General features: G+C 66.0%; 17 protein-coding genes. All 17 read right to left on the bottom strand.

Going from position 1 to position 17598, the window contains the following annotated elements; genetic code table 11:
* Positions 1-10: 10 nt before the first annotated feature.
* Entirely contained in the window at positions 11-514 is a 504-nt protein-coding gene (locus C8348_RS04170) for a cytochrome c-type biogenesis protein (RefSeq protein WP_106751987.1), read from the bottom strand.
* Positions 515-525: 11 nt separating this feature from the next.
* Positions 526-2511 carry a heme lyase CcmF/NrfE family subunit gene (locus C8348_RS04165; protein WP_106751986.1) on the bottom strand — a complete coding sequence of 662 codons (1986 nt, stop codon included), beginning with the start codon at positions 2509-2511 and terminating at the stop codon, positions 526-528.
* Between the two features lie 135 nt (positions 2512-2646).
* Positions 2647-3096: a cytochrome c maturation protein CcmE gene (ccmE, locus tag C8348_RS04160; RefSeq protein WP_106751985.1), complete on the bottom strand. Its 450-nt coding sequence runs from the start codon at positions 3094-3096 to the stop codon at positions 2647-2649.
* 75 nt (positions 3097-3171) lie between these two features.
* Complete coding sequence (gene ccmI, locus C8348_RS04155; protein WP_106751984.1) at positions 3172-4308, bottom strand: c-type cytochrome biogenesis protein CcmI; 1137 nt, start codon at positions 4306-4308, stop codon at positions 3172-3174.
* A gap of 87 nt (positions 4309-4395) precedes the next feature.
* Complete coding sequence (locus C8348_RS04150; RefSeq protein ID WP_106751983.1) at positions 4396-5832, bottom strand: hypothetical protein; 1437 nt, start codon at positions 5830-5832, stop codon at positions 4396-4398.
* A gap of 169 nt (positions 5833-6001) precedes the next feature.
* Positions 6002-6445 (bottom strand): hypothetical protein, encoded by a 444-nt coding sequence (locus tag C8348_RS04145; RefSeq protein ID WP_208983528.1) that lies wholly within the window; start codon positions 6443-6445, stop codon positions 6002-6004.
* Between the two features lie 300 nt (positions 6446-6745).
* Complete coding sequence (locus tag C8348_RS04140) at positions 6746-8128, bottom strand: ATP-binding protein (protein ID WP_106751981.1); 1383 nt, start codon at positions 8126-8128, stop codon at positions 6746-6748.
* Entirely contained in the window at positions 8125-8787 is a 663-nt protein-coding gene (locus C8348_RS04135) for a response regulator transcription factor (protein ID WP_106751980.1), read from the bottom strand. Before C8348_RS04135 ends, C8348_RS04140 begins: the two co-directional genes overlap by 4 nt.
* A 169-nt stretch (positions 8788-8956) precedes the next feature.
* Positions 8957-9211 (bottom strand): PepSY domain-containing protein, encoded by a 255-nt coding sequence (locus C8348_RS04130; protein WP_208983526.1) that lies wholly within the window; start codon positions 9209-9211, stop codon positions 8957-8959.
* An 86-nt stretch (positions 9212-9297) separates the two neighbouring features.
* Complete coding sequence (locus tag C8348_RS04125; protein ID WP_106751979.1) at positions 9298-9993, bottom strand: helix-turn-helix transcriptional regulator; 696 nt, start codon at positions 9991-9993, stop codon at positions 9298-9300.
* Positions 9994-9999: 6 nt separating this feature from the next.
* Positions 10000-10398: a VOC family protein gene (locus tag C8348_RS04120; RefSeq protein WP_106751978.1), complete on the bottom strand. Its 399-nt coding sequence runs from the start codon at positions 10396-10398 to the stop codon at positions 10000-10002.
* Between the two features lie 98 nt (positions 10399-10496).
* Positions 10497-10709 (bottom strand): hypothetical protein, encoded by a 213-nt coding sequence (locus C8348_RS04115; protein WP_106751977.1) that lies wholly within the window; start codon positions 10707-10709, stop codon positions 10497-10499.
* Complete coding sequence (locus C8348_RS04110) at positions 10706-11620, bottom strand: glycoside hydrolase family protein (protein ID WP_106751976.1); 915 nt, start codon at positions 11618-11620, stop codon at positions 10706-10708. The genes C8348_RS04115 and C8348_RS04110 overlap by 4 nt, the downstream gene beginning before the upstream one ends.
* 31 nt (positions 11621-11651) lie before the next feature.
* Positions 11652-12377 (bottom strand): DUF2793 domain-containing protein, encoded by a 726-nt coding sequence (locus C8348_RS04105; RefSeq protein ID WP_106751975.1) that lies wholly within the window; start codon positions 12375-12377, stop codon positions 11652-11654.
* A complete protein-coding gene (locus C8348_RS04100; RefSeq protein WP_106751974.1) occupies positions 12370-16221 on the bottom strand; it encodes a baseplate multidomain protein megatron in 3852 nt (1283 codons plus the stop codon). The genes C8348_RS04105 and C8348_RS04100 overlap by 8 nt, the downstream gene beginning before the upstream one ends.
* Positions 16209-16685: an NlpC/P60 family protein gene (locus C8348_RS04095; RefSeq protein WP_106751973.1), complete on the bottom strand. Its 477-nt coding sequence runs from the start codon at positions 16683-16685 to the stop codon at positions 16209-16211. The genes C8348_RS04100 and C8348_RS04095 overlap by 13 nt, the downstream gene beginning before the upstream one ends.
* Positions 16663-17574, bottom strand: coding sequence for a DUF2163 domain-containing protein (locus tag C8348_RS04090; protein WP_106752059.1), 912 nt, complete (start codon positions 17572-17574; stop codon positions 16663-16665). The genes C8348_RS04095 and C8348_RS04090 overlap by 23 nt, the downstream gene beginning before the upstream one ends.
* Positions 17575-17598 lie beyond the last annotated feature (24 nt).

Raw genomic sequence — 17598 nt, 5'->3', positions numbered from 1 at the left:
GCCCGCTCAGCTAGTCCTTCGCACCATCCGCGTTGAGGATCCGATCCAGTTCGGCTTTCTCCGCAGCAGTCAGGCCAGCGCCTGAAGAAGCCAACGCCGCTGCGCCCTCGCGCCGACGCCGCAAGGCCACGATGACCGTTGCGAGCCCCGCAACCAGAGCCAGCGGACCAGCAATCCAGAGCGCAAGCGTGTGCCAGGCCATCCGCGGCTTCAGCAGCACAAACTCGCCGTAACGCGAGACCAGGTAGTCAACCACCTGTGCATCCGTGTCACCGGCAACCAGCCGTTCACGCACCAGAACCCTGAGGTCCTTGGCAAGAGGCGCATCGCTGTCGTCGATCGACTGGTTCTGGCAGACCATGCAGCGCAGTTCTGTCGAAAGCGCGCGCGCCCGCTTTTCCAGTGCCGCATCCTGCAGCACTTCGTCGGGTGCCAGTGCCTGTGCCGAGGCAACCGGCATCAGCAGCGCGGGCAGAAGCAGAAGCAGAAAGCCAAATCGGGCCAGGAGGGGCATGCCAGGGTCCTTCATTCGGCGGGGCTTAGTCCGGCAATCTTCGCCCGGGCGGGCTTGGGCGCACCAACCCGCAAGCGGCGGTCGGTGATCGAGATGATCCCCCCAATGGACATCACCAGCGTCCCGAGCCAAATCAGCGTGATCATCGGCTTGTAGTAGGCCCGGATGTCGGCAGCACCGTCAGCCCGCGTCTCGCCAAGCGACACGTAGAGCTGCGAGAACCCGAAGGTCAGGATCGCCGCCTCGGTGGTTGGCATGCCGCGGGCCTGATAGAGCCGCTTCGACGGATCAAGCACACCGACCTCGGTGCCGCCCTGACGCACTGTGAAGTGCCCGACCTGTTCGGTGAAGTTCGGTCCCTGGCGCGGCGCAAGGCCTGAAAATGACAGTTGGTAGTCGGCCACATCAAACGTGTCCCCCGGACGAACGGTGCGCACGAGTTCGGTCTGGAACGCACTCGACATAACGATTCCGAGCAGCGTCACGCCGATACCAAAATGCCCGAGCGTTGTTCCGAAGGCCGAGCGTGGCAGCCCGACAAGACGGGAAAGCCCGCGCGACAGACCGACCTCGCCGATCCTTGTGCGTGTCACCAGTTCGGCAATCGAGCCCGCCATGATCCAGACAGCAAGACCAACGCCGATCGGTGCGAGAACCTGTTTCATGCCCCAGAGCCAGAACACGGCAAGCGCTGCTACAAGGGCCAAGCCGAAGGCGGCATAGAGCCGTTGTGTCGCTGCCAGAAGATCGCCGCGCTTCCAGGCCAGCAGCGGTCCGAAGGGCACAGCGAGCAACAACGGGATCATCAACGGCCCGAAGGTGAGGTTGAAAAACGGCGCGCCGACCGAAATCTTCTCGCCAGTCACAGCTTCGAGGGCCAGCGGATAAAGAGTGCCGACCAGCACGGAGACCGTCGCAGCCGTCAGGAACAGGTTGTTGAGGACCAGCGCCCCTTCGCGGCTGATTGGGGCGAACAGCCCCCCCTGTTTCAACAAAGGTGCCCGCCAGGCGTAAAGCGTGAAGGATCCGCCAATGAAGATGCAGAGGATGACGAGAATGAACAGCCCCCGCTCCGGGTCGACCGCAAAGGCATGAACGCTCGTCAAGACGCCCGAGCGCACCAGGAACGTGCCGAGCAACGACAGTGAGAAGGTGAAAATAGCCAGAAGGACTGTCCAGACCTTCAGCGCCTCGCGCTTCTCCATCACGATGGCGGAGTGCAGCAGGGCTGTTCCGGCGAGCCAGGGCATGAACGAGGCGTTCTCGACCGGATCCCAGAACCACCAGCCGCCCCAGCCGAGTTCATAATAGGCCCAGTAGGAGCCCATCGAGATTCCGAGGGTCAGGAACACCCAGGCCAGCAGGGCCCAGGGACGTACCCAGCGCGCCCAGGCAGCGTCGATACGGCCGAGGATCAGGGCCGCGACGGCGAAGGAGAACGTTATCGAGAAGCCGACATATCCGAGATACAGCAGCGGCGGATGGATCGCGAGGCCGATGTCCTGCAGCAGGGGATTAAGGTCATTGCCCTCGATCGGAGCATTCACGATCCGCTCGAAGGGATTGGACGTTGCCAGAACGAACAGGAGAAAGGCAGCCGTGATCCAGCCTTGCACACCCAGGACAGCCGCCCTGAGTTGCGCCGGCACGTTCCCGCTGAACAGCGCCACAAGACTGCCGAACATCACCAGAATCAGCACCCACAGCAGCATCGAGCCTTCGTGGTTTCCCCAGACCCCCGAGATCTTGAAAATCAGCGGCTTGGCCGAGTGTGAGTTCTCCCAGACATTCACCACCGAAAAGTCGGAGGCAAGATAAGCCCAGGTCAAGGCTGCGAAGGACAAGGTGACCAGCACAAACAGAACATTGGCGACCGGTGCGGCCGTCTGCATCAGCCGCCTGTCGTCCGTGACAGCGCCCCAGACCGGAACTACGGACTGGATCAGCGCCAGCACGAAGGCCAGCACCAGCGCGAAATGTCCTGTCTCTACGATCATCGGTCCCTCGTCCGGTGGTTTTGTCCGGTTATAACGCGCATTTGCCCCTTGTGGAGCGGCGCCTTCTGCCGCAAGGCGCAAGAAGAATGCAGGCCAAGTCGCTTCGCTGCCCTTAGAGCTGCAAAACGTCCGGGCTCACTGGGCTGTGGTGTCGTCACCCTTCCAGACGCCTTGCGCCTTCAGCGCGTCCGCGACTTCCTTGGGCACATAGTTCTCGTCATGCTTGGCGAGCACACTATCGGCCCGAAAGATCCCGTCAGGACCGACAATGCCTTCAGTCACCACGCCCTGCCCCTCGCGGAACAGGTCGGGAAGGATACCGACATAGGTGACGGGCACCGTATTCGCCGTATCCGTCACCCGGAAACTGACCTTTGCATCCTCGGACCGCTCGATTGACCCCTCTTCCACCAGGCCGCCGAGGCGAATGCGCTGGCCGGACGGGATCTGCTTGGCGACCACATCGGTCGGCGTCTGGAAAAAGACGATCTGATCATTGAGCGCGTAGAGGATCAGGCCTGCTGCCGAGGCCAGTACCACGGCAGCGGCCCCGATCAGCGTCAGCCGGCGTTGCTTTCGTGTCATGTCGCGTCCCGCATCCCTCTTGCGTGACCGGCGGCCGGCATTGGCCACCGTCTCAGTTGTTATCTCAGGTCCGGCCTACGAGCCGAGACCATTGTCAGCCTCAGCCCTGTTTAAGGCATCGAGCGCAGCAGCGTCATCCTGCAGCGCCTCCCGCGCGCCCGCGGCACTTGCCCGGGCGGCGTCCTTGTCCCCCATCACTGCCTGTGCCCGGATCAGCCGAAGCCAGTCTTCCGCCGAACCGCCCTCTGTCTCAAGCCGGGTCTTCAGTCCGTCGACCATGGACCGGATCATGTCGTTCCGGTCACCCTCACTCAGGGCGGCCGCCGCCTCGACATCTGCAGCAGCCGGACCACGGGGTGGCTGCAGGCTCGCGGGCAGCCTGCCTTCGAGTTGCGCCAGTTCCTGCTCGGCAGCAGGCACCCAGATTGCGCGCGGGTCTGCACCCTCCAGCAAGCTCCTCCAGGCAGCGATAGCTTCCTCACGCTTGCCTTCTTGTCCGAGAGCGAGGGCGAGGAAGAACCTGGGCTTGGGCGCCGCCGGGTCTAGTTTCACTGCCCGGTCAAACGCCGCGCGTGCCTCTGCTGTCACAAGCCCTTCGGCAGCAACGACAAGTGCTTCGCCGTAACTCGATTCGCGCGGTTCACTCGCCCCGTTGAGGCGGATGGCATTGGCATAGGCCTGCGCCGCATCCTGGGGTCTGCCAAGGCTCATGTACACCGGGGCCAAAACCTCCCAGCCCTGACCATCCTGCGGATTGGCAGCAAGATGCCGCTCGACGCGGGCGACCAGCACATCGACCGGCTGGCCTTGCGGATCGGACTGAAGACGGGCCTCCAGTGGCTGGTCGGGCTGATGCGGCGATCCGAGCCAAAGATACAGCCCCAGAGCTGCCGCCGGCAGCAGCAGCGATGCCAAGAGTTGTACGAATTTAGCAGCTCGCGTCCCGACCGTTCTGGTCTCGCCCTTGTTCTGCCGGTGTGCGGCCAGAAGACGTCGCGCGATTTCGGTTCGGGCTGCGTCGGCTTGCGCCGCATCCACAAGCCCCCGCTGAAGATCACGGTCAATCTCGTCGAGTTGTGCCATGTAGACGGCCTCATCAGCCGCCCGGTTGGCAGAGGCCGCTGTCAGCGGGTCACCGCCACGGCGCAGCGGGACGAGAATGGAGAGGGCCGCAAGGCCGGTCATCAGGGCGAACAGGATCCAGAGTGTCATGGAATGACATATAAGGTGGGAGACCCCACCCTGACCACTGCCAAGTGTGTGACCTTGGGTCGCGCGTGAATTTACGACATTGCCCGGTCAGGCCGCGCTGCTTGCTTCGACCGCAGCAAGGGCGGACTGCCGGCTGCGACGGAGTTGTCCGGCGTAGTCCGGCCCGAAATAGACCTCGGACAAAAGGATCGCCGCGTCGATTGCGGACAGATGCGCCGCGCGCGATGCGCCTTTTTGCTTGGCAAAGTCAGACAGAAGCGACCTGGTGATGATCTCAAGTGTCTGCTCGACCGTCTGCCGGGTCCGCTTGCTGACGTCGTTGATGGCCAGAGTTTCTGCGGTCCCTCGCGCCATGGCCAGCACTCTCAAGGTCCGCACAGCATCATCCAGGGCATGGCTATCGGCTTTCCAGCGCCCATCCCGGTCAACCTTCGGCACTGCCAGGGCCCGGCGGACCGCTCCGCTTGCGGTCTGCAACTCGCTGGTCACGATCTGTGACATCTCGCGGCGGGTCTCGGAAAGTCGGCCTCGCCAGGCATCGGCCCCGCTCAGGTCCATGTCGAACTCAAGGCCGCGCATCAGGTTGGCATAGCCTGACACAGCCTCCGAAAACGCGACCGGATCCGGATTGTCCCGCTGGCTGCGGGCCAGGATGCTCAGGCGCTCGGCTTCCGAGATGACAACATCCATGAAGGGGGCAAACGGGCTGCGGCTGAGATCACGTGCCTTGTTTGTCCCGGCCAGACGGGTCGCAAAGGTGCCCAGGCTCCAGGGCGCGTCCGCCCGGTCCAGCACGGTCGCGGCCAGCATCGCAATATAGTCGGGATGCTTGCGGGCATGGGCCTCGACCAGGGTCAGGACATCAGTGTCCTGCTTCAACCGACGTTCGGTCAAGCTCGTCGGCATGCGGTCGAGAAACCGTGTCAGCCAGGGTTCGGCAAGAAACAGCTTCGTGACGTCCTGCAGGTCGGCAAAGGCACGGTCTCCGCCCAGGACCATGCTGAGCCGCCGCCGTTCGCGATCCGAATCGTTGGCCCGTGCCATGGCTTCGGCAAGGGCCTGCGTCGCCATCTTGCGCAGCGCCGCAACGCGCTCATGGGCCTTGTCATCATCAGAGTGCGGTTCTTGGAGGTCCTGTCTTGCCTGACGGATCTCTGCCGGCAGGAGATCCCGCTCCAACCACTGCCAGATTTCGTTCAGATAGGGCCGGTAGACGCGCCCTTCCTGCTTGCGTGGCAGATGTTCATTGACCAGGAATGTATCGAGCGGCGAGAAAAACAGGCGCTCCAGATGCCCGCGGCGCGTCGCGGTCGGCAGCGGTCGATCGTCACGCGGCGCACTCCGGTCGAGCGCCTCGCCGCGCAGCAGGGCTGCGGATGCCGCCAGGATCAACTCCACATGCGGATCGCCCTTGCCAGACTGACGTGCCCGTTCGAGACCTCGGACCAGCGTGCCGACAGCCCTTGGCGAAAGGGCCATCAGGTAGGACTGGATCTTGTCGGTCAGGAGCGCTTGGTCTGTCATCTTTGCTTGGGTCTGCCGTGGCAGGTATGTTCCTGTCTAACATTCAGGAACTTAAGCAATTCTTTCCAGACACTTGCCCCAGTCCGTCACATTTTAACGATTGCCGATGACAAAAAAGGCGCACCGACCCGGCGCGCCTTGCTGTCTTGCAGACCTGAAGCCGTCTCCATCAGCTGATCGGACGCCAGATCCCCTTGTCATCAGCGCAGGTTGTTGAGCGCGCGACCACTGGAACCGGCGTGTCCTTCGAGGTCACCGAATGGGTGAGCGCACGGCATTCGGTCTTGTTGACCTGATAGCGGGGCCCGAGGCGCACCTCACCGGCGCGACCTGTGCGCGGATTGTCCCATCGTACGGTCCCGCCCGAGCCGGGAGTGGCCAGCGCCTGCTTCTGGGCTTCGGCGGCAACTTTGCGATCACTGGTCTCAAGCCCGAGCTGCGGGGTGCCGTCCAGCAACTGGTTGATGGCGGCATTGGCTTCAGCTTCGGCCAGGGATTTCTCGGATTGACCGAACGCGGTGCCCCAGAGCCCGGCCCCGCTGCCGCCAGTGTCGCCCACCGAACCGCATGCGGACAGCCCGACCGAAACGGCCAGCACCATCGTTATTCCCATCCACCGCATCTGGCACTCCATCGCCGGGCGCATACTGGTCTGACACCCAGGTTCTCCCGATTGGCGCCGTGGCGCCGACCAGAGAACCATGCTTCATCACCTTGGTAAATTTAGTCTCACTTTATGGCCGAACTGGGCCGTTTCGTTGCCCGGCTGCAGGCAATATCCAAAACAGCATCCCTTCTTGTCGTGCTTTCCTCAAGCAACAGCAACACTTTGGCCAATCACTTGATGTGACGATACCGCAATGCAATGCGCACTGTCGTGATCCCTGTCACATTTCCCACGTCCGTCTCGCACTTATCCCACGGCTGCCGGCAAGACCAAACGTGCCCGCAGTCCGCCGATTTCCGCAGCCGACAGCTCGAACCGGCCGCCATAGAGAGCGGCAAGATCGGCGACAATCGACAGGCCGAGGCCTGTGCCCGGCACGCTCTCGTCCAGCCGCCTGCCGCGCTTGACCGCCTCGCGCCGCTGCTCTTCGGTCAGGCCCGGCCCATCATCTTCGACAAGGATTTCCAGAAGGGCCCGCTCGTCGGGAGCTGACGCAATCACGGCAACCTTGAGGTCGACGCGCGTCCTTGCCCATTTGCAAGCATTGTCGATCAGGTTTCCGGCCAGTTCCTCCAGATCCTGCTGCTCGCCCCTGAACCGGACAGCCGGATCCATTTCGGCGCTGAAGGTCAGCCCCCGATCGCCGTGGATGCGGGACATGGCCCGCATCAGCCGCGCCAGCGCCGGCTCGACCGGTGTCGCCACGCCGATGACCCGCCGCTGCGCTGCCTGACGCGCCCGTTCCAGATGGTGATCCACCTGGGTGCGCATCAGTTGCGCCTGTTCGGCCACTTTCTGGGCAAAGGCATCACCACCACTGACACTCGCCTCGTTCGAGATGACGCTGAGCGGGGTCTTCAGGGCATGGGCCAGATTGCCGACATGGGTACGGGCCCGTTCCACGATCTCCGCATTGGAGCGGATCAGGGCGTTGAGTTCAATGGCGAGGGGAGCCAGTTCGCGCGGTACATTCTCGTCGATCTGCTCCGCCTCGCCATCCCGGACAGCTGCGAGCGACTGCTGCATCCGGCGGATCGGCAGCAAGCCGAAACGCACCTGCACGAAGATTGCCGCAATCAGGCCAATGCCGAACACCGAAAGGGTCAGCACCACCTGCTCGGTGAAGGCGGCCAGATCCTTGCGCAGGCCCTCGGTCTTGCCGCCGACGGCAATCAGGTAGGACTCGCCATCAAAGCTGATGATCCGCTGGGAAACCCGTAATTCTTCGCCGCCGGGACCGGTCGCAAAGCCGCCGCCTGTGCGCTGCCCGAACGCGAGCGGCGGGACCAGCAGCGGATCACCAACCAAGCTCCCGGACGCATATACCAGCTTCCACTCCGGCCAGTCCGCGATAGTCCAGTACCAACCAGACAGCGGCAGGGAGAAGCGCGGCTCGCCCAGATTTTCCGGCCGGTTGATGGTCTTGCCATCGCTTGGCGCCATCGCCCCGATGATGGCCTTCTGGTAGACTTCCAGCTGACTGTCGAGACCACGCTCCACCGTATCGCGAAACAGTTCCACCAGAATAAAGCCGGCGACCGCCAGTGCCGCGACAGACCAAAGTGACGCGACCAGAACGAGCCGCGCCGCCAGCGACCGGCGACGGGCTGGCCGGTTTGCGGCGCTCACGTCGGCTCCCCGATCCGGTAACCGAGGCCGCGCACTGTCTCGATATAGTCGCCGCCCAGCTTCTTGCGCAAACGCCCCACGAACACCTCGACCGTATTGGAATCACGGTCGAAATCCTGATCATACAGATGTTCGACCAGTTCGGTCCGCGAGATCACCTTGCCCCGGTGATGCATCAGATAAGCCAGCAAACGGTATTCATGCGACGTCAGCTTAACCTGCATCCCGGCAACCGTTACCCGGCCTGCGCGCAGATCCAGACGCAGTTCACCGCATTCGATTTCGTTCGAGGCATGCCCGGCCGCCCGCCGCACCAGCGCGCGAACCCGCGCCAGAACTTCTTCCATGTGGAAGGGCTTGGCGACATAGTCATCAGCGCCGGCATCGATGCCGGCCACCTTGTCGGACCAGCGGTCACGTGCGGTGAGGATCAGCACCGGCATCACGCGTCCGGCGCGCCGCCATTTCTCCAGCACTGACAACCCGTCGAGCTTCGGCAGGCCGAGATCCAGCACGACTGCGTCATAGGGCTCGGTGTCGCCGAGGAAATGCCCCTCCTCACCGTCATAGGTCCGGTCAACGACATAGCCTGCTTGTGTCAGTGCGTCGTTGAGCTGGCGGTTCAGGTCCTTGTCGTCCTCGACAATCAGAATGCGCATGGAAAAATCCAGGTTGGCCAGAGCAACTCCAGCAAAAAATGGGGATCAGTCTTGCGGCCGGACTTGCACGAAAACAAACCGACAGAAAAAATTCTGCGGTTCCGCTCTCGCCACAAAAGCCCTGGCAAATCGACTCACATTGCTGTTTTGCGCGCGATCATGGCAAAATTCAGCGGCTGGCGTCGACAACCACCGTTGTGACCTGGCCATTTTTCAGCACGGAGAGCTGGTAGACATACCGCCCCCCTTCTTCGCACAGCTGCGCCCGGACTATTTCCCCCTGGACGCTTGCCGCAACACTGCCAAGCGACTGAGCGTTGCCACTTGCAACCACTTGCTGTGCTTCCGACTGAGACAAGCAAGCCGCGTTGGCCGAAAAGCCGCTGGCAACAACAAGGGCAAGAACGAGGAAAAGGCGCATCATGGTCAGGTCCCGGACTGGCGTGTTTGAACTTGCCGACAGACTTAGGCCCTGGCGCCTGAATGGGACATGAACAGTCCCGGCCTTCCTCAGCGGCCGGATGGGCCGACGTGCTCGATCATCCGGTAGAAATCAGCCAGGGTCCGGCCACGTTCCAGCCGGAATGTCTCGCCGGTTGCTTCAAGACCTGCAATCCGGTCGATCCGGAACATCCGGAAGTCCTGCCGCAATTCGCACCAGGCAACCAGCGTCCAGACCTTGCCCCAGAACCACAGGCCCAATGGCCGTACGATCCGGCTGCTCGCAGCGCCCTCGCCATCCCGATAGGCAAGGTCGAGCCGCTCGCGCCGGTCGACCGCTCCTTCGATGACATCGAGATGCGCCCGGACCTCGGCAGTCATCTCCGGCGCCACCGCATGGATCTGGATACCGCCGGGCCGGGAGGCGATCTTTTCCGGCAAGACCGCCTCGATCTTGATCAGGGCTTCTGCCGCCGCCCGTGCCATGGCTGCGCCGCCCCAGGCACTGACCAGCCTTGCGCCGGCCACCAGCGCCACAATCTCGTCGCGGGTGAACATCAAAGGCGGCAGGTCGAAGCCGGAGCGCATGACATAGCCGACGCCGGCCGCCCCCTCAACGGGGACGCCCGACGCCTGAAGATCCGCAATGTCGCGATAGATGGTGCGCTCGGACACTTCCAGCCATTCGGCCAGTTGCGCCGCACGCACCAGCCGCCCGCCGCGCAGGTGCTGGACGATCTGGAACAGGCGATCCGCGCGGCGCATGTGGTCTTACCTCGTGCCGGTCTCGACATAGAGCCCAATGCCATTGCCGAACGGATCCTGACAATAGGTGAAACGTCCGAACGGAATGCTGATCGGATCGGACAACACCTTTCCACCTGCCTTGGCCAGCCGTTCCATGCCGTCTTCCAGCGCGTCCGGGCACAGCAGATGGATCACGCCACCCTGGCCTGCCGGAGCCGGCGTGCCAAGAGACAGATGACCGGAGGGCATGTTCATTTCATCCGCGACCGGGAACTTGGCCATTTCCATGCCGTCCATGTTCTCGCGGATCAGCTGGACCTGCAGCACGTCATTGTAGAAGGCAACGGCCTTGTCGAGATCAGGAACCGGGATCTCGAACCAGACGACGCTGTTGCGGGGGGCGGAAGTGGTGGATGCGCTCATGTCAGTCTCCATCAGGAGGGGGAAGGAACGGCTGAACCCTATCTCCCCCCTCCTGACAGCCTTCTGTCAGGAGCCATTCAGCGCCTGTCGATTTTCGCTCACTCGGAAACCTGACCGCGCCATCCGGCGGGTCCCGTGGTCACATGCCGAAGCAGGACATTGACCACACCGACAATGACAAGCGCGACCGGCCCCCATTCCGGCGGCAGCACGGCATCCCAGTCCACGACCGAGAGCTGGTCCAGCACCTGGCCAACCAGAACCGCCAGTCCCAGCCCACCATTGAACATCAGTGTCTTCCATCCACTCATGACAGCTTCTCCTGTTGTGATTGAACGGTTTCCCCGCGCCACCGCGCGAGTTCGAGAGCGATGCGCCCGCGATAGTGCCAGGCCAGAAAGCCAAGTCCGGCCAGCGCCAGCACGCCGCCGGCAATCAGCAGACAGGTCCACAGCGCATGGCCGTGAGCTGCAGCGCTGCCAGCAGCCACCGCCCCGCCCGCGCTGCATCCGGCAAGCCCCTTGCGCGCGGCAACAGTGCGGGCGAGCGTCGCGCGCGTGGCAGGTCCCAGCGTGCCATCCGGGGCAAGCGGCGGATGGTCGGACTGAAACCGCAGCGTCGCCAGCCGCGTCCGCGGGCCCTCGATCCCATCGACGGGGCCCGGTCGATAGCCAAGCAGCCGCAGATGGCCTTGGGCGATCTTCACGTCAGGATCCGTTTGCGCCGGCGTATCGGGCGCAAAGCCATAGGTGCCGTCCTGGATCAGCTCCGCCTCGTCCCTGCGGCGCGTGACCAGCCCCGGCAGAACCCGCCCGCCCGCCTTCGTCCCCGTGCGTGCCAGCAGTTCGGCAGCCCGGCCAAGGTCACCCGCCTTCAGCGCCTTGGCCCAGCGCCAGCCCAATGCCCTCGGCCCGAGATTGTAGACAACGGACACCACCGCATCGAAGACAGGCTGCGGCAAGGCGCCAAGCGCTGCTGTGACCATTGGCCCATATTCGTGATCCAGCAGCTTGCGCAGCAGCGTCAGCGCCGCAATCGGATCGATGGTCTGGCCCGGCGCCAGGCCGGCATGGCCTTGCGCCTGCCACCAGCTGCGGAACACGCGCGAGCCTTCGGTGAAGCCATAGCCGATGGTCGGCACCCCGGCCGGGTCAAGATAGGCCCGGCCGACAAAGCCTTCGTGCCGGGCAATGAAGGCAAGCCCCTGCGGACTGACATCCATGCGTCTGCTCCCTTCCTGGAGTTTGCGCCGCTCACGCATCGGGAACCCCCGGCAACAGGCAATGCACCGCAATGCGCACGCTGCCTCCGGTGAAATTGCCGCCATTGGCGCTGAGCCGGACGGCGGTTGCCGCATAGAAGGCCGTCGGTCCGATGACACCCGCATTGCTGGACCCGGCCGCGCTCCCGAGCGTACCGCCGAACTTGCTGCGCTCGGCGGCAAGCCCGCAGTCGTAGGACGCAGCACCGGTGATGCTTGTGAGCGTGCGCGTCGACACGCCGAAGACGACAGCCCGGTTGGGAATGAGCCCCGTGGCCTCGACGAAGGCTCCGCTGAGGCCCGACAGTGTTGCCTCCAGCGTCGCCAGTCCCGTCGTCGCCCCGCCGGCCGAACGCGACAGCACGGCCGATGGCGACAGCAGTCCGCCATAGTCACGCCAGCCGGCCGCGGTCCGCACCACCAGCGTTCCCGCGCTGGCCAGATAGGCAACCAGCCCAGTCACCGGCGGATGGAAGACCCAGTCCGCGCCGGTCCATTCGGCAACATGGTCCCCCTTGCCCGCAAAGGCGCCGCTCGCCGGCGTCGTCACCAGATGGCAGTCGCCGATGAGCGGTGAGCCCGGCGGGGTGCCGGTTCGGGTGAGGAGATACAGATGCGCCAGCGTGTCCAGCCGGGCCAGCGCCTCGTTGTGGGTGACATGCTTCTGCGCCTGCGCGGCCGCGATCAGCGGCAGGCGCAACCGGACGGTTTCAGACATGGAGGATCTCCTTCAGGGTGAGGCCGGGTCCGGCCAGATCGGACAGTTGCGCCACCTCGGCCGTGAATACCGTCTGCAGCGCGCCGAAATCGGCCAGCTCCTGCGTCGCTGGATAGAGGTAACCGGGGGCCTCGACGGTCACATCGTGCCGGACAGCCGCGCCGGAGAAGAGCTGCAGCCGGTAGGCTTCCCGTGTCTCGCCAACGGGCACCTCCGCCGCCTCCCACCCGTCGCCGCCGATGCGGCTGCGCCGGATCCAGCCAAACCGCACCCCGCCCGCCTCGCGCCGGGCCGTCAGATGGACCGGGGCGAAGGGCAGCGCCGCGCGGCCCAGGCCGGCGGCAGTGAAGTCGGTGCGCGCGGCCGAATCGAGCGCCACGCCGGGTGGCAACAGCCGGTAGGACAGCGCCTGCCCGCGCTGGTCCGCCTCCAGCGGCAGCGCCACCAGGCTCGCATCCATGAGTACCAACTCGGCTCCGGCATCGGCACCTGCCAGCGCCTCGGCTTCCGTGCCCTTCTGTCCGCGCAACAGGCTTGTCAACCGATAGCGCCGCTCGCCCACCAGATCCGCCTGCCGGAACTGCAACAGCTCGAAACCGCCCGTCCGGCTGCGCAGTGCGAGCGCATTGTCCCCGGCCAGCACAGCCGTCTCCGACAGGCTCTGCAGGTGACCGGAGAACAGCTCCAGCTCCGGCCGGTTCTGCCGGTCCCAGCGCCACAACGGCCCGGCCTCCAGCGGTATCACCAGCCGTCCGATGGTGGCCGGCCGCTCGATGCGGGCGATCTCGGCAAAGCCTGCCCCGCCCGGCCGCTGGCGCAGGACAGCCAGACTGCCCGGCCAGGGCCGTGCCTGCGCGGCCAGATGCGGCGCAAAGGCCGCGCCCCGCTCCTCCAGCAGCGGCAGGTCAAGGAACACGGCCTGCGCCGGCCCCGGATCGGTGCTCCGCCAGGGGTCCGCGCGCGGCGTGGGCGCCCTTGCAAGGGCTGCTGCCGGTTCGCTGCGCACCGCCTCGATCCGGCGAACAAGACTGTCCTCGATCGCGGCGATGGTCATCTTCAGCGGCGGCGAGAAGCTCTGGTCGGGCGTTGCCGCCAGCTCCACCACATCGCCAACCTCCAGCGCCACGTGGCTTATCGGCAACAGGAATTCCACCCGCTCCCGCTCCGCCCAGCTGCGGTGCAGCCGTGCTTCCGCCGCCCGTTCCAGCAGCGCCACCGGCACCGCCACGCCCGGGTCCAGCGTCAGCACGTGCCGGCTGCCGCCTTCCAGACGCCGGCTCGCGACGATCTGCCGGCGATGGTCGCGCTGGATGTCCTCGCCCGCGATGCGCACCTCCGCCGGCAATTCGCCCGCCTGTCCGCGCACCCGGGTCAGCAGGGCCGCCTCCGGCTCGCTCTCCACCAGATCCTCACCGGTGAGGGCAAATGCTGCTCCCGTCTGCGCCCCGGTCAGAACCAGTTCGCTGCCCCGGTCCAGCGCCCGCCCGCCGAAGGCCTCCAGCAGCGGCTCGATGGCCTCGCGCGCCGTCAGCGGCCCGGCCAGCGTCAGTCCGTCGATGACCTCGGCCAGTCCTTCAACCCGTACCCGCCCGTCCGGGACGCCGAAATCGGCCAGGATCGCGCGGATCACCGCGTTGAGGCTCGCCCCGCCGAGGCGCCCGTTCAGCCAGTGGCCAACCTCCCAGTTGCCCCCGTCCGACCAGACCTCGCCATAGAGCGGAAAGGCAGGAAACGGCCGCGCATCCCATGTCCAGACATGCAGGTTGCCGCCGTCCACCATGCGCCCGCCATAGAGCGGCGACAGGGGATTGTCGCCCATCGGCCAGTCCGGATGCCGGTCGTCCCAGAAGCTCAGCGAGGCTTCCAGCGCCCGCCGCTGCACCGCATCGTCCCGCCCGCCACCGGAGAAGTAGGGCAGCGCGGATTCCGAGGACTTCGGGTCGACGAAGACATTCGGCTGGTTCGCACCCTTGTCGATGGCCGGCACGCCCAGTTCCGTGAACCAGATCGGCTTGGACCGTGGCACCCAGGCCGTCGCCGGCCCGGTCTCCACCCCGCCGATGCGCTCCACATGCGGGGTCTCCCACCAGCCCTTCAGGTCCTTGGCGCGGAAGACGAACGGCTTGCCATAGGCCCCGTCGGTGATCGGCGACCGCACCCCCGCCGCCCGATCCGCATCGCTGGCGTAGAACCAGTCGAAATACTCCCCGCCCCGGATCGCGCCGCGCAGGGCCGCCACATCCAGCGGGTCGCCCGTCTCCCGGGCGCGCGCATCGCTCAGCGGCATGTAATTGTCGATCGCAACAAAACTGATCGCCGGATCGGCCCAGAGCGGATCGAGCGGAAAGCGCAGCTCGCCGCCTGCCGGCTGATGCGCGCCATATTCCGACCAGTCCGCCGCATAGGACACCCGCGTCTGCGGCCGCAGCACGGTCCGCACGGCCGTCGCGAGGTTTTTCAGCGCCGTAACGAAGGGATAGCTGCCGCCGCCTGCATGGGCGAGCGTCAGCCCGCGCATCTCGGAGCCGATCAGGAAGGCATCCACCCCGCCGGCCGCTTCCGCCAGATGCGCGTGATGCAGGACAAACCGCCGGTAGGACCACTCGTCCGGGCCGGCATAGCCAATCACATCGCCCGCCCGCGAGAAATCTGCAGGCGCAGCCGTGCCGGTGAAGGTGGCCACATCGGTCGCAAGCGCTGCCCCCGGACGGATGCGCCCGCGCCAGGGAAAGGCGGCCTGCCGCGCCCCGCCATAGGGATCAGGCAGGCTGTTGTCCGGCGGAATGTCCATCAGGATGAAGGGATAGAGCACCACCCGCAGCCCCCGCGCCTTCAGGTCACGGATCGCGGCCAGCACCGAGGCATCGCAGGGCGTGCCGCCATAGGCCGGGCGCCCATCCAGCTGCGACACGACCTCCGCCTCCTCGCGCGTCACCGGCCCCACGGTCCAGGTCATGCCGCTTGTCTGCCGGCCTGCCCCCTCCACCTTGGGCCGGATCTGGCACTGGCCAGCCCGAAGGTCAGAGCCGAACCAGGCCACCACCAGCGCCACGCTTTCCAGCGCCGGGCACAGGTCCTGCAGCTCGTCCAGCGCCGCCGTCCAGTCGGTCGCGGCCAGCTTGGTGTGGCGGTTGACGCTGCGCGTCTCGCCCGGCCGCGGGGTGTCTGTCACCGGCACCGGCGCATAGACGAACTCGCCTGCGCCGGGGATCAGGGTCACGGCGCGGATCTGCCGCTCCAGCCGGTCCACGACCCGCACCACCTCGAAGGTCAGCTGCGGCAGACGGTTGCCGAAGGGCTCCAGCGGCAGCCGCTCGAACACCACATGCGCCGTGTCGCGATAGGCGGGAGCAGCCCCCTGCACCGCCGCGATGAGGGGATCAACGCCCTGGTCCGGGCTGCCCGGATAGACCCGGTGCGTGATCGCGCTGCGGTCGATCAGCTTGCCATCGGCCCAGATCCGGCCGACCCGGGCAATCGGGCCCTCGCACAGGGCAACAGCAAAATTGGCGAAATAGCTGTAATTGCGGAGCTTCGGCCCGCCGCCCTTGCCGCCGGCGCTTTCCTCGCTCACCACTTCCTCAAAGCGCGTCGCCCAGATCACCTGCCCCGCCAGCCGCGCCCGGCCATAGACGAAGGGGATCGGCGCGCCCTCGGTCGAGGCCTGCACCGACAGGTCGGCCAGCCGGCCCCGGTCGACCGTGCGCCCGCCGCCAAACAGCGACTGGTCGAGAAGGTTTCCGGCCACTGCCCCGGCGGCCTTGCCGAGAATGCCGCCAAGCCCGGCCGCGCCGACAAGGCCGCCCAGCGCCTGTCCGGCGGCCGCAAGGATCAAGGTTGCCATGGCAGGGCTCCGGGAAAGGAAAACACATGGGTGATGCGCCGCGCCCAGGCGGTGCCGAGCGGGCATTCGATGACGCCGACGCGCTCATAGGCGTGGATCAGCTGCTCGCCGGTCGACAGAATCCCGGCATGCTTGACCGGCGCCCCGTCGCGCCAGCGGAACAGAAGCACGTCGCCGGGCTGACGCTGGTCGAGGGACACCGGCACCAGCCAGCGCTCTGCCGCCGCCAGTAGCGTTTCGGCCTCCGGACCGTCCGCCGCCTCGGCCCAGTCGGGCGCATAGGGCGGCAGCGGCTCGGGCTCGTCGCCGAGATGTTCCCGCCACAGCCCGCGTATGAGGCCGAGACAGTCGCACCCGGCGCCCTTCAGGCTCGCCTGATGCCGGTAAGGCGTGCCGATCCAGCGCCGCGCCGCCGCCAGCAGCACCCGCCGGTCGAGGGGTTCAGCCGACAAGTGCGCCTCCATCGTTCTCTCCGGTGTTGCGCCCCGGATAGGCCAGCACGAAGTCGGTTCCCGGCATGTGCGGGAAACCGCGGAAATTGACCGCATTGGCGAATTTCGCCCGGCAGGTGGCAAAACGCTTGTCGCAGCCGGCTGTCAGCTCGATCTGTGTGCCCGCCCCGATGGGCTGCGGCGCGGTTAGCCACAGCGACAGCGTCGCCGCCGACCCGCTCCTCGCATGCCGGGCGATCTCGCCGGCAAAGCCCGTCAGCGGCCCGTTCAGGACGACAAATCGCCCGCCGTCGAACCATCCGGCGTCAAAGCCGATGAGGCCCGTCACCGTCAGCTCGCGCGCATCCGCCGCCCCGCTCACCGTGGCCACTGCCCGATAGCGCGGATCGGTCAGCGCAATGCCGCAGCGCGTGTCGCCCAGATCAGCATCGCAGCGGCTGGCAAACACCCGGCCGCGCCGCGCCTCCAGCAGATGGCCGAGCCCGCGCAGCTCGGCGCGGAAACTGCGGCCGGCCCGCGTCACCTCGCCGATGACCGCACGGCGCAGCAGCACCGCCTCAGCCGGTTGGGCCCAGTTGACGAGATGGACCGCCACCTCCGCCCCGTCCCAGCGCCCGGCCTCCAGGTCCGCCTCGGCAAAGCCGTCCAGCGGCACCGGCCCGTCCGTGTCGAGCGCGCCCGACACCTCACCGCCGCCCGCCGCCAGTCCCGGCCCGCACGTGTCGGCGCTTGCCTCCATGCCGCGCGCCGGATGGCAGACGACCCCGTCCACCGTCAGGCTGCGGTCATGGTCGGTAAAACCCAGCCGCTGCCCGTCGCTGCGGGTCAGGATCCACACCGCGCAAAAGCTCGTCATCCTGCCCGCCAGATGGGCGGCCAGACCCGGGTCAAGTGTCTTCATGAGATTGGGTCCTGCCTTCGCCAT

Origin of the sequence: Pannonibacter carbonis (assembly GCF_003012935.1) — a bacterium.
GTDB lineage: Bacteria > Pseudomonadota > Alphaproteobacteria > Rhizobiales > Stappiaceae > Pannonibacter > Pannonibacter carbonis.
The sequence above is the reverse complement of the archived record's forward strand: the minus strand, read 5'-3'. Positions and strand labels throughout refer to the sequence as shown.

What these genes read in the sequence shown, in the direction of transcription:
- C8348_RS04120 (WP_106751978.1), bottom strand. Translation starts at nt 10,398, where the DNA reads ATGAGCGCATCCACCACTTCCGCCCCCCGCAACAGCGTCGTCTGGTTC.
- C8348_RS04110 (WP_106751976.1), bottom strand. Translation starts at nt 11,620, where the DNA reads ATGGATGTCAGTCCGCAGGGGCTTGCCTTCATTGCCCGGCACGAAGGC.
- ccmI (WP_106751984.1), bottom strand. Translation starts at nt 4,308, where the DNA reads ATGACACTCTGGATCCTGTTCGCCCTGATGACCGGCCTTGCGGCCCTC.
- C8348_RS04150 (WP_106751983.1), bottom strand. Translation starts at nt 5,832, where the DNA reads ATGACAGACCAAGCGCTCCTGACCGACAAGATCCAGTCCTACCTGATG.
- ccmE (WP_106751985.1), bottom strand. Translation starts at nt 3,096, where the DNA reads ATGACACGAAAGCAACGCCGGCTGACGCTGATCGGGGCCGCTGCCGTG.
- C8348_RS04100 (WP_106751974.1), bottom strand. Translation starts at nt 16,221, where the DNA reads ATGGCAACCTTGATCCTTGCGGCCGCCGGACAGGCGCTGGGCGGCCTT.
- C8348_RS04165 (WP_106751986.1), bottom strand. Translation starts at nt 2,511, where the DNA reads ATGATCGTAGAGACAGGACATTTCGCGCTGGTGCTGGCCTTCGTGCTG.
- C8348_RS04115 (WP_106751977.1), bottom strand. Translation starts at nt 10,709, where the DNA reads ATGAGTGGATGGAAGACACTGATGTTCAATGGTGGGCTGGGACTGGCG.
- C8348_RS04145 (WP_208983528.1), bottom strand. Translation starts at nt 6,445, where the DNA reads ATGGGAATAACGATGGTGCTGGCCGTTTCGGTCGGGCTGTCCGCATGC.
- C8348_RS04125 (WP_106751979.1), bottom strand. Translation starts at nt 9,993, where the DNA reads ATGCGCCGCGCGGATCGCCTGTTCCAGATCGTCCAGCACCTGCGCGGC.
- C8348_RS04095 (WP_106751973.1), bottom strand. Translation starts at nt 16,685, where the DNA reads ATGGAGGCGCACTTGTCGGCTGAACCCCTCGACCGGCGGGTGCTGCTG.
- C8348_RS04135 (WP_106751980.1), bottom strand. Translation starts at nt 8,787, where the DNA reads ATGCGCATTCTGATTGTCGAGGACGACAAGGACCTGAACCGCCAGCTC.
- C8348_RS04170 (WP_106751987.1), bottom strand. Translation starts at nt 514, where the DNA reads ATGCCCCTCCTGGCCCGATTTGGCTTTCTGCTTCTGCTTCTGCCCGCG.
- C8348_RS04130 (WP_208983526.1), bottom strand. Translation starts at nt 9,211, where the DNA reads ATGATGCGCCTTTTCCTCGTTCTTGCCCTTGTTGTTGCCAGCGGCTTT.
- C8348_RS04105 (WP_106751975.1), bottom strand. Translation starts at nt 12,377, where the DNA reads ATGTCTGAAACCGTCCGGTTGCGCCTGCCGCTGATCGCGGCCGCGCAG.
- C8348_RS04090 (WP_106752059.1), bottom strand. Translation starts at nt 17,574, where the DNA reads ATGAAGACACTTGACCCGGGTCTGGCCGCCCATCTGGCGGGCAGGATG.